The organism is Minwuia sp. IMCC3009, assembly GCF_029909415.1.
Taxonomy (GTDB): domain Bacteria; phylum Pseudomonadota; class Alphaproteobacteria; order Minwuiales; family Minwuiaceae; genus Minwuia.
The window spans coordinates 1,262,163-1,275,245 of record NZ_CP123781.1 but is presented as its reverse complement, the minus strand read 5'-3'; the positions used below and the strand labels follow the sequence as shown (position 1 = coordinate 1,275,245).

Annotated in this window: 14 protein-coding genes; 1 reads left to right on the top strand and 13 read right to left on the bottom strand. The window is 64.0% G+C overall.

All coding sequences use genetic code 11. From position 1 onward, the window contains the following. Window positions 1–178: 178 nt before the first annotated feature. Window positions 179–1,054 carry a glutathione-dependent disulfide-bond oxidoreductase gene (gene yghU, locus QGV55_RS06045; RefSeq protein ID WP_281017752.1) on the bottom strand — a complete coding sequence of 292 codons (876 nt, stop codon included), beginning with the start codon at window positions 1,052–1,054 and terminating at the stop codon, window positions 179–181. A 239-nt stretch (window positions 1,055–1,293) separates the two neighbouring features. Here yghU and QGV55_RS06040 point away from each other — a divergent pair, with 239 nt between their 5' ends. Continuing rightward, a complete protein-coding gene (locus QGV55_RS06040) occupies window positions 1,294–3,102 on the top strand; it encodes an NAD(P)/FAD-dependent oxidoreductase (RefSeq protein ID WP_281017753.1) in 1,809 nt (602 codons plus the stop codon). Window positions 3,103–3,147: 45 nt separating this feature from the next. Here the strand turns inward: QGV55_RS06040 and QGV55_RS06035 are convergent, their stop codons facing one another. The 12 genes from QGV55_RS06035 to QGV55_RS05980 all read right to left on the bottom strand — a co-directional run bounded on the left by QGV55_RS06035 (window position 3,148) and on the right by QGV55_RS05980 (window position 13,057). Next, complete coding sequence (locus tag QGV55_RS06035; RefSeq protein ID WP_281017754.1) at window positions 3,148–4,083, bottom strand: ABC transporter permease; 936 nt, start codon at window positions 4,081–4,083, stop codon at window positions 3,148–3,150. After that, window positions 4,076–5,110 (bottom strand): ABC transporter permease, encoded by a 1,035-nt coding sequence (locus QGV55_RS06030; protein WP_281017755.1) that lies wholly within the window; start codon window positions 5,108–5,110, stop codon window positions 4,076–4,078. Before QGV55_RS06030 ends, QGV55_RS06035 begins: the two co-directional genes overlap by 8 nt. After that, window positions 5,110–6,618: an ATP-binding cassette domain-containing protein gene (locus tag QGV55_RS06025; RefSeq protein ID WP_281017756.1), complete on the bottom strand. Its 1,509-nt coding sequence runs from the start codon at window positions 6,616–6,618 to the stop codon at window positions 5,110–5,112. The genes QGV55_RS06030 and QGV55_RS06025 overlap by 1 nt, the downstream gene beginning before the upstream one ends. After that, a complete protein-coding gene (locus QGV55_RS06020) occupies window positions 6,618–7,088 on the bottom strand; it encodes a RidA family protein (protein ID WP_281017757.1) in 471 nt (156 codons plus the stop codon). Before QGV55_RS06020 ends, QGV55_RS06025 begins: the two co-directional genes overlap by 1 nt. Continuing rightward, on the bottom strand, window positions 7,088–7,897 hold the full coding sequence (locus QGV55_RS06015; RefSeq protein ID WP_281017758.1) for an isochorismatase family cysteine hydrolase: 810 nt from the start codon (window positions 7,895–7,897) through the stop codon (window positions 7,088–7,090). Before QGV55_RS06015 ends, QGV55_RS06020 begins: the two co-directional genes overlap by 1 nt. Next, window positions 7,897–8,958 (bottom strand): BMP family ABC transporter substrate-binding protein, encoded by a 1,062-nt coding sequence (locus QGV55_RS06010; RefSeq protein ID WP_281020083.1) that lies wholly within the window; start codon window positions 8,956–8,958, stop codon window positions 7,897–7,899. The genes QGV55_RS06015 and QGV55_RS06010 overlap by 1 nt, the downstream gene beginning before the upstream one ends. A gap of 214 nt (window positions 8,959–9,172) precedes the next feature. Continuing rightward, on the bottom strand, window positions 9,173–9,793 hold the full coding sequence (locus tag QGV55_RS06005; protein WP_281017760.1) for a TetR family transcriptional regulator: 621 nt from the start codon (window positions 9,791–9,793) through the stop codon (window positions 9,173–9,175). A 234-nt stretch (window positions 9,794–10,027) separates the two neighbouring features. Continuing rightward, window positions 10,028–10,237, bottom strand: a complete 210-nt coding sequence (locus tag QGV55_RS06000) for a cold-shock protein (protein ID WP_281017761.1) — start codon at window positions 10,235–10,237, stop codon at window positions 10,028–10,030. 73 nt (window positions 10,238–10,310) lie between these two features. Beyond that, complete coding sequence (locus tag QGV55_RS05995) at window positions 10,311–10,445, bottom strand: hypothetical protein (protein ID WP_281017762.1); 135 nt, start codon at window positions 10,443–10,445, stop codon at window positions 10,311–10,313. 199 nt (window positions 10,446–10,644) lie between these two features. Further along, window positions 10,645–12,480, bottom strand: coding sequence for a carbamoyltransferase (locus QGV55_RS05990; protein ID WP_281017763.1), 1,836 nt, complete (start codon window positions 12,478–12,480; stop codon window positions 10,645–10,647). A gap of 6 nt (window positions 12,481–12,486) precedes the next feature. Beyond that, a complete protein-coding gene (locus QGV55_RS05985) occupies window positions 12,487–12,636 on the bottom strand; it encodes a DUF5989 family protein (protein WP_281017764.1) in 150 nt (49 codons plus the stop codon). A 7-nt stretch (window positions 12,637–12,643) separates the two neighbouring features. Beyond that, window positions 12,644–13,057 carry an SxtJ family membrane protein gene (locus tag QGV55_RS05980; protein ID WP_281017765.1) on the bottom strand — a complete coding sequence of 138 codons (414 nt, stop codon included), beginning with the start codon at window positions 13,055–13,057 and terminating at the stop codon, window positions 12,644–12,646. Window positions 13,058–13,083: the final 26 nt, after the last annotated feature.

Genomic DNA, 13,083 nt, shown 5'->3' with positions numbered 1-13,083 from the left:
CCCGGGTCAGGCCCGGGCACGACGTGGTTGGGGGTGGCGAAGTGATCTCTCACTCCCCACCCCACCACGACGCCCGCGGACCTGATCCGCGGGCCCAGTCGCCCATCGTGACGTTGTTCGGCCGGGTACCCGGGTCTGGCCCGGGCTCGTCGTGCTGGCAGGTAGAAGACAGCCGCGATCAGCCTGCGGCTTCGATCTTGTCCTGGGTCTTGGTCTCGAAGTCGCTGGCGTCATGGCGCTCGCGCAGCTGCGAGGAAGGCTCGCCCATGGCACGATTGACCATGCGGCCCCGCTTCACGGCCGGACGCTGTCCGATCTGCTTGGTCCAGCGCACCATGTTCTTGTAGGACGAGGCATCCAGGAACTCTGCCGCCTCGTAGACCGCGTTGTTGATCACCGCGCCATACCAGGGCCAGATCGCCATGTCGGCAATCGTGTACTCGTCACCGGCAATGTACTCGTTGTCGGCAAGCTGACGGTCGAGCACGTCGAGCTGGCGCTTCACCTCCATCGCGAAACGGTCGATGCAATATTCGATCTTCACCGGCGCATAGGCATAGAAGTGGCCGAAGCCGCCGCCCAGATAGGGTGCGCTGCCCATCTGCCAGAACAGCCAGTTCAGGGTCTCGGTCCGCTTCGCCGGATCCTTCGGCAGGAACTCACCGAACTTCTCGGCCAGGTACAGCAGGATGGAGCCGGATTCGAAGACCCGCGTCGGGGTCGCGGTGCTGTGATCCACCAGCGCCGGAATCTTGGAATTCGGGTTGGCCGCGACGAAGCCGCTGCCGAACTGTTCGCCGTCACGGATATTCACCAGCCAGGCGTCGTACTCGGCACCCGTGTGGCCCTTGGCCAGCAGTTCCTCCAGCAGCACCGTCACCTTGACGCCGTTCGGCGTGGCCAGGGAGTAGAGCTGCAGCGGGTGCTTGCCGACCGAAAGTTCCTTCTGGTGCGTCGGCCCGGCGATGGGACGGTTGATATTGGCGAAGGCACCGCCGTTCTCCTGTTCCCACTTCCAGACCTTCGGCGGCGTATAGGACGTTGCATCATTCATCGTGTGACATCTTTCATTCTGAATTCGGGTAACCGCGGTTTCTTCTCCGCCCACTCCGCAGGAGAGGCACGCATTGTTGCAAACGGTGCCCCTGTCGTGAAGCGGCCACCGACTGATCTAGCCCCCCTGAACCGAAAGGAAAGTCTGACGCACGGGCGCGTGATCGGACGTCCGGGGCTTGAATTGAGTGCTCTGCCACCGGAAAGTGCCCGCGCAGGTTTTTCGAGGGAGAACAGGTCATGGCCGCGGATGGCAGCAAGGCAGCAATCGACAAGGAGGCCTTGCGCCGGAAATACCGCCAGGAGCGCGACAAGCGGCTGCGGCCCGATGGCAATGCCCAGTATCTGGAACTGAAGGGGCAGCTGGCGCACTACCTGGATGATCCATACACGCCACGGGTCGAGCGGGAGCCGGTGACGGACCACGTCACCTTCGCCTTCATCGGCGGCGGCTTCGCCGGGCTGGTCACTGGCGCACGACTGACAGAGGCAGGGGTCCGGGACATCCGGATCATCGAGAAGGGTGGCGACTTCGGCGGCACCTGGTACTGGAACCGCTATCCCGGCGCGAAGTGTGACACGGCCTCCATGGTCTACATGCCGCTGCTGGAGGAAACCGGTCACATGCCGACCGAGAAATACGCCCATGCGCCGGAGATCCTGGCCCACTGCCAGCGCATCGGGCGCCAGTACGGCCTGTACGACAATGCGCTGTTCCACACCGAGGTCTCGGCACTGGAATGGGACGAGGCAGCCACACGCTGGCGGATCGAGACCAATCGCGGCGACCGTTTCACCGCACAGTTCGTCGGCATGGGAACGGGTCCGCTGCATGTACCGAAGCTGCCCGGAATTCCGGGGGTCGAGGACTTCCGGGGGCATTCGTTCCATACCAGCCGCTGGGACTATGACTATACCGGCGGCGACCCGTCCGGCGCGCCGCTGGAGAAGCTGGCGGACAAGCGCGTCGCGATCATCGGCACCGGTGCCACATCCGTTCAGTGCGTGCCGCACCTGGCGCGCGCCTGCGCCGAGCTGTTCGTGTTTCAGCGCACGCCGTCCTCCGTCGATGTCCGCGACAACCGCCCCATCGATGCCGACTGGTTCGCGGAGATCGCGACGCCGGGATGGCAGCAGCGCTGGCTGGAGAACTTCACCGACAATCAGACCGGCGGCCAGGCCAGCGAGGATCTGGTGCAGGACGGCTGGACCGATCTGGCACGGCGCATACGCACGAAGATCATGCAACTCCCCCCGGACCAGATAACCCCGCAGAACATGCTTGCCGCCTGGGAGGATGCCGACTTCGAGAAGATGGAGGAGATCCGCGCCCGCGCCGAGGCCATCGTCAATGACCCGGAAACCGCCGAGAACCTGAAGGCCTGGTACCGGCAGCTCTGCAAGCGGCCCTGCTTTCACGATGCCTACCTGCAGGCGTTCAACGAACCCGGCACGCATCTGATCGACACGGATGGCAAGGGCGTGGAACGGATCACGGCGACGGGTGTCGTCGTGGCGGGCACCGAGTATCCCGTCGACTGCATCATCTATGCTTCCGGCTTCGAGGTCGGGACCGAGTACCATCGCCGGGCCGGTTTCGACCTGAAGGGACGGAACGGCAAGCTGCTGTCCGAACACTGGTCGGAGGGGATGCGGACCAAGCACGGCATCCACGTGCACGGCTTTCCCAATGCCTTCATCGTGCAGCCGACCCAGGGCGCCAACCTGATCTCCAACGTGCCGCACAACCTGACCGAGTCAGGCCGGACGATTGCCGCCATCGTCCAGCATGCGCTGGCAAACGGCGCGTCGGAGGTGGAGGTGACGGCAGAGGCCGAACAGGCCTGGATCGACCTGCTGCTGACCGGGTCAGGACGCATGATCGGCGCATCGCCGGACTGCACGCCTGGCTATTACAACAACGAAGGCCAGGAACCGACAGCGGAATCCCGGCTGCGGGTCGGCTATCCGGCCGGGGCCTCCGCCTATTTCAGGTACCTGAAGGGCTGGCGGGACAAGGGCGATTTCGACGGTCTGGCATTCACCTAGCGTGTTCCGGGGTTCAAGTGTTGCGACAGACACAGACCTGGTTGGTCAGGAACCCCGGACCGCGAAAACGCCTTTCAGCCCCTCGGGCATACCCGAACCGCGCCGCCCCCAGGCATAGGCACCGACAACGACCAGCAATGCAATGATGTAGGGCAGGCTGGCCAGGACGTGGCTGGAAAGGACGAAACCGCCCGCCTGGAGCCGGGTCACCGCCGCTTCCGCGCCGCCGAAGACAAGCACCGTCGGCAGTACGAGATAGGGATTCCAGCGCGCGACGATCACCAGCCCCACGGCCACGAGCCCCCTGCCCTTGGTCATCTCCTGCGCCCAGGTCTGCGTATAGTCGACGGAAAGCACCGCCCCGCCGACACCGGCAAGGAACCCGCCCAGCAGGACCCCGGAGACCTGGATGCGCGGCACGGACAGCCCCGCGGCGCGCGCCGCCTCCGGTGCCTCGCCGACCGTCCTCCAGGCCAGACCCGTGCGGGTGCGGTAGAGCAGAAAGCCCGCCAGCAGGACAAGCAGGACAGCGGCGAGCGCGGTCCAGCTCAGATTGTCCAGCAATTGTGCCAGTACCGGGCTGTCGCCGAGCCATGAACCGCCGAGACTGCCGCTGGCATCCACCTGGCCGCCGACGAAGGCGCGGCCGTAAAAGGACGTGATGCCGAGTCCGATCATCCAGACGGCCAGCCCGCTGCCGAACTGGTTTGCCCCAAGCCCGATGCAGAGACCGGCATGGACCATGGACAGCACCACACCGGCCGCACCGCCGGCGATCAGGCCCAGCAGCGGATCACCGGTGGTCGCCGCGGCGGCGAAGCCGAAACAGGCCCCGGCCAGCATCTCCCCCTCGATACCCAGATTGATGATGCCGACGCGCTGGGAAAGGGTCTCGCCCAGAGTGACGAACAGCAACGGCGTCGCGCTGCGCAGGATCGCCGCGACCCATCCCGCGATCAGGATCAGCGTTGCCTCATCCACGACGCGACCTCCAGAGGGCAATCAGACCCGGCACCGCCAGCGCGGTGGCGAACATCAGACCCTGCAGCACGGTGGCGCTGGAGGCCGGAATCTTGTTGAAAAGCTGCAAGGTGTCCCCCGCCGCGATCAGGCCGCCGATCAGGAAGGAGACCGGGATCGCCAGCAGGGCGTTGTGCCCCGCCAGCCAGGCCACCAGAAATCCGGTCAGGCCATAGCCCACGGAAATGCCCGGCTGCAGCCGACCCTGGATGACCGAGGTCTCCCCGATCCCGGCAAGCCCGGCAAGTGCCCCGCCCAGCGCCATGACGATGATGACATGGCGGCGATAGTCCAGCCCCATCATCCGTCCCACCCGGACATTGCCCTTCAGGATGTCCAGCGACTGGCCCCAGCGGCTGAAACGGAAGAGCACGTGCAGGCAGAGCGCCAGCAGCAGGCCGAGCAGAAGCCCCGCATGGACCCGTGTTCCGAAGAGCTGCGGCAGGACTGCCGCATCGGGGAAGGCGATGGTGGCGGGCCAGCCCAGATTCCCCGGATCCTTCCACGGCCCGTAGACCGCGGCACTGACCATCAGCACCCCCACATAGTTCAGCAGAAGGGTGGTGATGGTCTCGTTGACCGACAGGCGCGCCCGCAGAATCCCCGGCAGCCAGCCATAGAGTGCACCGCCCGCCGCGCCCCCCAACAGCACCAGCGGCAGCAGCAGCCAGCCATCGAACGGCTGCGTCCAGAGCATCATGCCGGTGCCGATCAGGGCGCCGACATGGAACTGTCCTTCCGCACCGACGGAGATCAGTCCAAGACGGGCGGGGACGATGGCCGCCAGGGCGCAGAACAGGATCGGCGTCATCTTCACCAGCGTCTCGGACAGGGAATAGCGGTCGCCGACGGCATATTCGGCCATCGAGAGCAGGGTCGCGAGGGGCGGCTCGCCGATCACGGCAAAGAAGCCCAGCGCAACGATGATGAAGGCCAGCGCGGCAAGCGCCGCACCGGCAAGCCGTTCATGTCTGGCAAGGGTCGGCATCAGGCGCTCCGGGCCATGTCATGCATCAGCATCAGATCCCCGATTCCGGCCCTGTCGGCCTGATCGCGGTTCCTGATCCCGGCGATGCGCCCGTCCCGCAGCACGGCGATCCGGTGCGCATACTCCAGCAGATCGTCCAGTTCCTCGGAGAACCAGATGATCGACGCACCGCGCGCCAGATGGGCGAAGAGCTGGCGATAGACGGTTCTGGTCGCGGCGACATCCAGCCCCATGGTGGGATAGCAGGCAACGATCAGCGACGGCTCCCCGGCCAGTTCACGACCCAGCACCAGCTTCTGCAGGTTGCCGCCGGACAGGGTGCCGGTCAGCCGCGACGGTTCCGGGGGGCGCACATCGGCGGCCTGCAGCCGGACGGTCAGATCGGCCTGCCCGCGTCGGCCGAACTGCCAGAACGACCGCCGGCGGATATCGCGCATCTGCAGGTTGGCCGCCAGATCCAGCGTCGGCACCACGGCGTTCAGCATCGGCTGTTCGGGAATATGGGCCACGCGCCCATCCGGCACAGGCGGCGTCGGACGCCATGCAACCGAAATACCGTCCACGGTGACATCGCCTGCCGTCAGCGGATGCAGGCCCGCCAGCGCCTCCGCCAGCACCGTCTGGCCGTTGCCGACGACACCGGCGATGCCCAGCAGTTCGCCCGGAGCGACCTCGAGGCTGATGCCCTGGACCTGCTGGGTTTCCGTGCGTGCGCCAAGTTCGCGGACAACCACGCGGGCCACATTGCGGTCCGGCGGTGGCGGCGGACTTGCCGAGGCCGGACTGCCAGCCCCGATCATGCTATCCACCATCTGCTGGCGGGACATGTCCCGCGTCGGCCCGGCATGGATCAGCTTCCCCCGCCGCATGATGGCGGTCCGGTCCGCGCAGGCAGCCACATCGGCCAGCTTGTGCGTGATCATCACCACGGCCTTGCCGTCGGCCACCATCTCGTTGATCAGCCCGTAGAGACGCTGGGTCTCCGCCGGGGTCAGCACGGATGTCGGCTCATCGAGGATGATGGTCCGGGCGTCGAGGTTCAGCACCTTCGCCAGTTCGATCAGCTGTCGCTCCCCCACCGCCAGATCGGCGACGCGGGACCGGGGGTCCAGATCGGGGGCAAGCCGGGAAAGCACCTCAAGCACGGTATCGAGACCGGGCGCACCCGGCACCTGCAACCACGGTGCCCGTGGACTGGCCAGCAGCAGATTCTCCCGCACGGTCAGCGCGGGCACCAGGGAGAACTGCTGGAACACCATGCCGATGCCCACCGCCATGGCATCAGCAGGGCCACGGAACTGCTGTTGCCGGCCGTCGATCAGGATGTCGCCCGAATCCGGCTGGATCGCGCCATAGAGCACCTTCATCAGCGTGCTCTTGCCGGCCCCGTTCTCCCCCAGCAGCGCGAGGCAGCTACCGGATTCAATCTCGATGCTGACATCATCATTCGCCACCAGCGACCCGAAGCGCCGCGTGATGCCGCGCAACTGGATCAGTCGCCCGGGCATCAGGCCGGGTGCAGGGCGAACATGGCATCGACCTCGACGGCCGCCCGTTGCGGCAGGGTCTCGACGCCGACCGCCGTGCGGGCATGGGCGCCGATCTCGCCGAAGAACTCGTGCATGAGGTCCGATGCACCGTTGATCACCTTCGGCACGAGATCGAAATCGGCCGGCGCATTGACGAAGCCACCAAGCCGCAGACAGTTGGCAACCCTGTCCAGATCGTCATTGCAGGCCAGCGCCAGGGCCGCGATCAGGTTGAGACCACAGATGCGCGCCGCCTTGATCCCTGCCTCGAGATCATGGTCCAGACCGATCTTGCCCCGCAGGGTCATGGTGCCATTCCATTCGCAGGTCTGACCGGCAAGGATCACCAGATCACCGTGCAGGCTGAAGGGACGGAAGTTGGCGATGGGCACCGGCACCTGCGGCAGTTCGATCCCCAGTTCGGCCGCCCGGCCCGAGAAACTCGCCATCAGACCGATCCTCCGGAAAGTCCGGCGTCCGAAAGCCCCTGCAACAGGGCGTCCGAACCTGTCACGAAGCCGTAGAGCAGCTTCACATTGTAAAGCACCGACTGCACGCAGTAGTCGGGCGACGTCGTGGCGGAGCCATCCTCCACCAGGATCGTGTCGTAGCCCAGGAAACTGGCGTCCTCCAGCGTGGTCATCACGCACTGGTCCATGTTCACGCCGCCGATGAAGAGGGTCTTCACACCAAGGTTGCGCAGCACGGCATCTGTCTCGGTATCCCAGAAGGCACTGAAACGGTGCTTCAGGATCTGGATGTCGCGCTTGCCCGGATTGATCTCGTCGACGACCTCGGCACCCCAACTGCCCTTGCGCAGCACCTCGGAGCGGGTGCCGGGCACGGGACTGCCCAGATCCACCTCCGTGCCCGTCGGATTGTGGGCATGCAGCAGGGAGGGATGGATGTTCAGCAGATCCTTGCGCACCCCCCAGTTGACCCAGATGACCGGCAGGGCGGCAGCGCGGAAACCATCGACCAGCCGTCGCAGCGGTTCGATCGGCGCCCGGTTGGGCGAAACATCGATGCCCCGGCTGTGCAGCCATCCGCCTTCCGTGCAGAAATCGTTCTGCATGTCGACGATCATCAGCGCGGACTTGTGCGCGTCCACCACGATGTCCTGCGGTTCCGCCGCAACCGACAGCGGCTTCGGCGCCGGCGTCGGCCGGGTCATGTCGACCTGCGCAGGCGTGACCTGCCAGCTTTCTCCCGGGGCGGCACCCATCGCCTTGCCGCCCCCCTTGCCTGCGTCAGTCATCAGTTGCTCGCTCCCGTCACGCCCTTGACCAGGTAGTCCATGCTCTCGACCTTCTCCATGGGCATGGTCTCACCGGCCTTCGAGACGACCGTTCCGTCCTGGCTGACGATCAGGCCGGACCAGACTTCCTTCTCGCCGCTGATGATGGCCTGCTTCAGCGCCAGCACCTTGCTGCGGACATCCTCCGGCACGTTCTTGCCAAAGGGATCCAGAACCGCATGGCCGCTGGCCAGATCACCACGCACATGGCTCGGCTTCCAGGTCCCGGCCTGGATTTCCTTCACCAGGTCGACCATCATCGGCCCCCAGTTCCAGGACACACCGGTCAGCCAGGCGTTCGGTGCCCGGTCAGAGATGTCCACATCCTTGCCGATGATGAAGACGTTCCGCTTTTCGGCCGTCTGGGCGATGGTGATCGGCGAGTCCACCTGTTCGGCGATCACGTCGATTCCCTGGTCGGCAAAGGCATTGACGGCCTCCGCCTCCTTCTGCGGCTCCCACCAGCCACCGGTCCAGACGACTGTCGTGGTCACGTCCGGGTTCACGGACTGCGCCCCGAGGGTGAAGGCGTTGATGGAGCGGAAGAGCTGCGGAATCTGGAAGGCGCCGACGAAACCCAGCTTGTTGGTCTTGGTCACGGAGCCCGCGACAACACCGGCCAGATACATGCCGTCATCCGAATCCGCCCAGTAGGTCCCGACATTGCCGGACGTCTTCAGGCCACCGGCGTGCAGGAAGGAGACCTCCGGGTACTTCTTGCCCAGCTTGATGGCATGATCCAGATAGCCATAGCTGGTGGCGAAGATGATGTTGTGGTCGGTGCTGATCAGCCGTTCCATCACCCGCTCCACCTCGGCGGACTCCGGAATCGCCTCGAAGGTCGTGGTGCTGACGCCCTCGATCGACTTCTCCACGTGCTCACGCCCGAGGTCCATCGACATGTTGTAGCCATAGTCAGCCGCCGGGCCGACATAGATGAACCCGATCTTCTGCTCAGCCGATGCCGCGAATGCCGTCGCGCCCATCACCCCGGCGATTGCCAGTCCCAACCATTTCTTCATTCCCGCCTCCTGCTCTCGCCCGGCCAGGATGATCATCACCCAGACGGGGCTAAGTAAATATTCATTTACAAATAATTCAGGAAACGTGCCAGATCCGCCCCTTCCCCTTTCTCATTTGAATTCAATTGCTTGAGCGTCAAATCCTGACGGCGCGTGCTGTCGGGGGCGGTATCGTGCCCGAATTTCAGACAGGGCCGGACCGGCTGCACGCGAATTAGGCAACAGGTGCCAGATAGGCATCCAGCATCTGGCGGGCCATGGCCCGATGGTTCTCGCGCCAGGCCTCATCCCGCAGATCCAGCGTGAAGATCACCGACAGCGTGGCCGCGTTGGAGAGATGGAAATAGCTGAGCGCGACCATGGTGACATAGAGGTGCAGCGGGTCCATGCCGCGCCGCAGGCTGCTGTCGGACGCGCCGCGATGCACCAGTTGCGTCACGAGCCCCAGCAGGGGCGACGAGATCACCGGCGTCGCCTCCGACCGGCGCAGATGCACGGCCTCAAGCAGGTTCTCACCGGACAGCAGCTTCACCAGTTCCGGGTGGCGGTCAAAATGCCCGGAGATGAAATCGAACAACCGCAGAAGCGCCTCCCGCGGGCCGAAGCTGTCGACCGCAAGCTGAAGCTCCGCTTCCCGAAGGTCACCCAGGGCCTGCTCCAGAACGGCGACATAGAGCCCGGCCTTGTCGCCGAAATAGTGATAGATCATGCGCGCATTGGCGCGGGCGCGGCGCGCGATGCTCTCGATCCGCCCACCCTCGAAACCGACAGCGGAGAATTCGGCGGTCGCGGCATCCAGAATGCGGCGACGGGTTTCCCCGGGATTGCGCCGCACGCGTTTTACAGGTTTGCCGGTCACATTCTGCGCAGGACGTTCCACCACCATTCCGGCCCCATTGCTGATGCTGCTGATCCCTCTCCGGACCAGGGTGCCGGTGAACGGCGGGTCCCATCGTACAGGCAACAACGAAAAAAGCGCCAGCCTGACATGCAGGCTGACGCTTCTTCGTGACCATAGGTCATCACATGCGTGCCGCGCTCACCGAAGTGGGCGCAGCACGACAGATGATTACTCGGCCTGCAGGTTCACTGCGGAAGACTTGCCGCGGTTGCGGTCGACTTCGATCTCGTAGCTGATCTTGTCGCCTTCGTTCAGGCCATTCATGCCTGCACGCTCGACGGCGCTGATGTGAACGAACACGTCGTTTCCGCCCTCATCGGGTGCGATGAAGCCGTAACCCTTGGTGCCGTTGAACCATTTCACTGTACCTGTAGCCATGATGCTTGTTCCTTCTGCATGGTGTTGGTTGGTATGGGTGACTCGTGGGAATTCCGCTGACGCGATTGAACGGTCAGAAATCGCGACCTGCCACGACGGCGGTCTGCGCGAAATTCACGTTGTGTTGGACTGTCTGCCTGTCTTTGCTCTCAGCGGTCTTTGTCGCGAGGTCCGGCCCGGCAAGGCCTTCAAAGGTGTCGTTTTTCAACTAGCGTCTTCCATCGGTCGCGGTCACGACCAAGCCTGAAGGCGGGGGATGACAGCTATTGTATTGGCGGTGGCGCATCTTGATCGGCCACCCGGATCGTCACATGAATCCCATGCGATGACTGACAACGAACATTTTCCGGGACCAATAGCAAGCGAATTCGGTTAACACGCCTCGCGCGATCTCCCGACAGGCCGGATCAATCGAGTTCGTACTTGTCCTCATATGTCTGTTTCAGGTGGGCGGGCTGGCGGTCCTTGCGCAGTACCGTGTCTCCGCAGACCAGGACATCCAGCTCCGTCCCCATGAAACAGCGGAAGGCATCGCCAGGCGTGCAGACAATGGGCTCACCGCGCACATTGAAGCTCGTGTTGACGACGATGGGACAGCCCGTCAGTCCCTTGAAGCGGCTGATCAGGGCGTGATACTCGGGATTCACGTCAGCCTTCACGGTCTGGATGCGGGCCGAATAGTCGACATGCGTGACCGCAGGGATCTCGGACCGGACGACATTCAGCTTCTCGATACCGAACAGGGCCTGCTCCTCATCCGTCATCTGGCGGCGGCGGTTCTCTGCCACATCGGCAACCATCAGCATGTAGGGACTGTCGGAATCGATCTCGAACCAGTCCGAAACATCCTCCCGAAGCACCGATGGTGCGAAGGGTCTGAAGCTTTCCCGATATTTCACCTTCAGATTCAGGGTCTTCTGCATGTCGGGTGAGCGCGGATCACCGAGGATCGAGCGATTGCCAAGCGCCCTGGGGCCGAACTCCATACGCCCCTGGAACCAGCCGACTGCCTGCCCTTCCGCCAGGGCACGGGCGGTGGTGTCAATCATGTCGGAATGGGTCAGCGTCTCGTAGACCGCGCCCGCTTCGTCCAGCGCAGCCTCGATCTCCGCCGTCGAATATTCGGGGCCCACGTAGGAACCGCGCATGGCATCGCCGGGGTGCACCACCCGCTCCTGTTTCAGTTCCTGGTGCCAGGCGGCCAGAGAAGCGCCGATGGCACCGCCTGCGTCTCCGGCAGCCGGTTGTACCCAGACGTTCCGGAAGGCGCCGTCGCGCAGGATCTTGCCGTTGGCGACACAGTTCAGGGCAACCCCACCGGCCATGCAGAGGTTCTCGATACCGAACTCGGCAGCCAGGGACCGTGTCAGGCGCAGCACCACCTCTTCCGTCACGGCCTGGACAGAGGCGGCGACATCCATGTGGAACTGGGTCAGCGGCTCCGCATCCGGCTTGCGGACCGGCTCTCCGAACAGGTCGGCGAAGCGCCTGTTGGTCATGGTCAGGCCGGTGGCATAGTTGAAATACCGCTGATCCATGCGGAAGGAACCGTCGTCCTTCACATCGATCAGCTTGTCCATGATCAGGTCCTTGAAGCGCGGTTCCCCGTAAGGAGCCAGGCCCATGACCTTGTACTCGCCGGAATTGACCTTGAAGCCGGTGTAGTAGGTGAAGGCGGAATAGAGCAGGCCGATGGAGTGGGGGAAATGGATTTCCCGCTCGATCGTCAGATCCTTGCCACGCCCGATGGCAACCGTGGTTGTCGCCCACTCGCCGACACCGTCCAGGGTCAGAACCACCGCCTCCTCGAACGGAGACGGATAGAAGGCACTGGCAGCATGGCTGAAGTGATGTTCCGCGAACAGGATCTTCGACCGGTCCTCGAAGTTGTCCGAGATCTCGCGAAGCTGCTTGTAGAGCAGGTCCTTCAGGAACAGCTTTTCCCGCAGCCAGACCGGCATTGCGACACTGAAGGATTTGAAGCCCCGCGGCGCGGAGGCGACATAGGTCTCCAGCAGCCGCTCGAACTTCAGGAACGGCTTGTCGTAGAATGCGACATATTCCACATCATCCAGCCCGCACCCGGCAATCGCCAGGCAATAGTCTATGGCGTGGCGGGGGAAGCGGGCGTCATGCTTGCGCCGGGTGAACCGTTCCTCCTGCGCGCCTGCGATGATCTGCCCGTCCTCGATCAGGACGGCCGCACTGTCGTGATAGAAAGCGGAGATGCCGAGGATACGCATCGGCGATCAGAAAAGCGTGTAGATGAACGGAGCGACGGCGGAGCCCTGGGTCAGGACCACGATACCGCCGAACAGTGCCATCATCAGCATGATCGGCAGCAGCCAGAACTTCTTCCGGACCCTCAGAAACTTCCAGAATTCCTGCAGAAACGACATATCGCCCTCAATACTGATCGCGCATGGAACTAAGCGGGTTGCTCTCGGTGTCGCGCTTCTGCCAATAGGTCTCGGCCTCAGGCTCCAGCTTCGTCCGCAACGGGTCCTTGCCCACGGCGCGCATGATCAGGCCGATCGGCGTGATCGTCACGAAGTAGAGCAGTCCCATGACGATGGGCGTCATGACCTTGCCGAGCAGCATGCCGAACTTGAACCAGATCAGGTTCAGCGGCGCCAGCAGGGTCGGACGGATGAAGGAGATTGCCAGGATGAGCGCGGCAACGATGAGCGCCCAGATCCTGATCTGCCCGTCACCGAGCAGCGGCAGGAGTCCGACGATGACGAAGACCGCAGTGAAGACCAGTCCGAAACCGCGGTCGGAACTGCCCTTGATCTCAACGTTTCCGTGCGTTTCGGACATGAAGCCGTGATTCCCGATGATACAGG

Bases quoted from the DNA above. Each gene is read 5' to 3' on its own strand.
- yghU (WP_281017752.1), bottom strand. From the start codon at position 1,054: ATGAATGATGCAACGTCCTATACGCCGCCGAAGGTCTGGAAGTGGGAA.
- QGV55_RS06040 (WP_281017753.1), top strand. From the start codon at position 1,294: ATGGCCGCGGATGGCAGCAAGGCAGCAATCGACAAGGAGGCCTTGCGC.
- QGV55_RS06030 (WP_281017755.1), bottom strand. From the start codon at position 5,110: ATGCCGACCCTTGCCAGACATGAACGGCTTGCCGGTGCGGCGCTTGCC.
- QGV55_RS06025 (WP_281017756.1), bottom strand. From the start codon at position 6,618: ATGCCCGGGCGACTGATCCAGTTGCGCGGCATCACGCGGCGCTTCGGG.
- QGV55_RS06020 (WP_281017757.1), bottom strand. From the start codon at position 7,088: ATGGCGAGTTTCTCGGGCCGGGCGGCCGAACTGGGGATCGAACTGCCG.
- QGV55_RS06015 (WP_281017758.1), bottom strand. From the start codon at position 7,897: ATGACTGACGCAGGCAAGGGGGGCGGCAAGGCGATGGGTGCCGCCCCG.
- QGV55_RS06010 (WP_281020083.1), bottom strand. From the start codon at position 8,958: ATGAAGAAATGGTTGGGACTGGCAATCGCCGGGGTGATGGGCGCGACG.
- QGV55_RS06000 (WP_281017761.1), bottom strand. From the start codon at position 10,237: ATGGCTACAGGTACAGTGAAATGGTTCAACGGCACCAAGGGTTACGGC.
- QGV55_RS05990 (WP_281017763.1), bottom strand. From the start codon at position 12,480: ATGCGTATCCTCGGCATCTCCGCTTTCTATCACGACAGTGCGGCCGTC.
- QGV55_RS05985 (WP_281017764.1), bottom strand. From the start codon at position 12,636: ATGTCGTTTCTGCAGGAATTCTGGAAGTTTCTGAGGGTCCGGAAGAAG.
- QGV55_RS05980 (WP_281017765.1), bottom strand. From the start codon at position 13,057: ATGTCCGAAACGCACGGAAACGTTGAGATCAAGGGCAGTTCCGACCGC.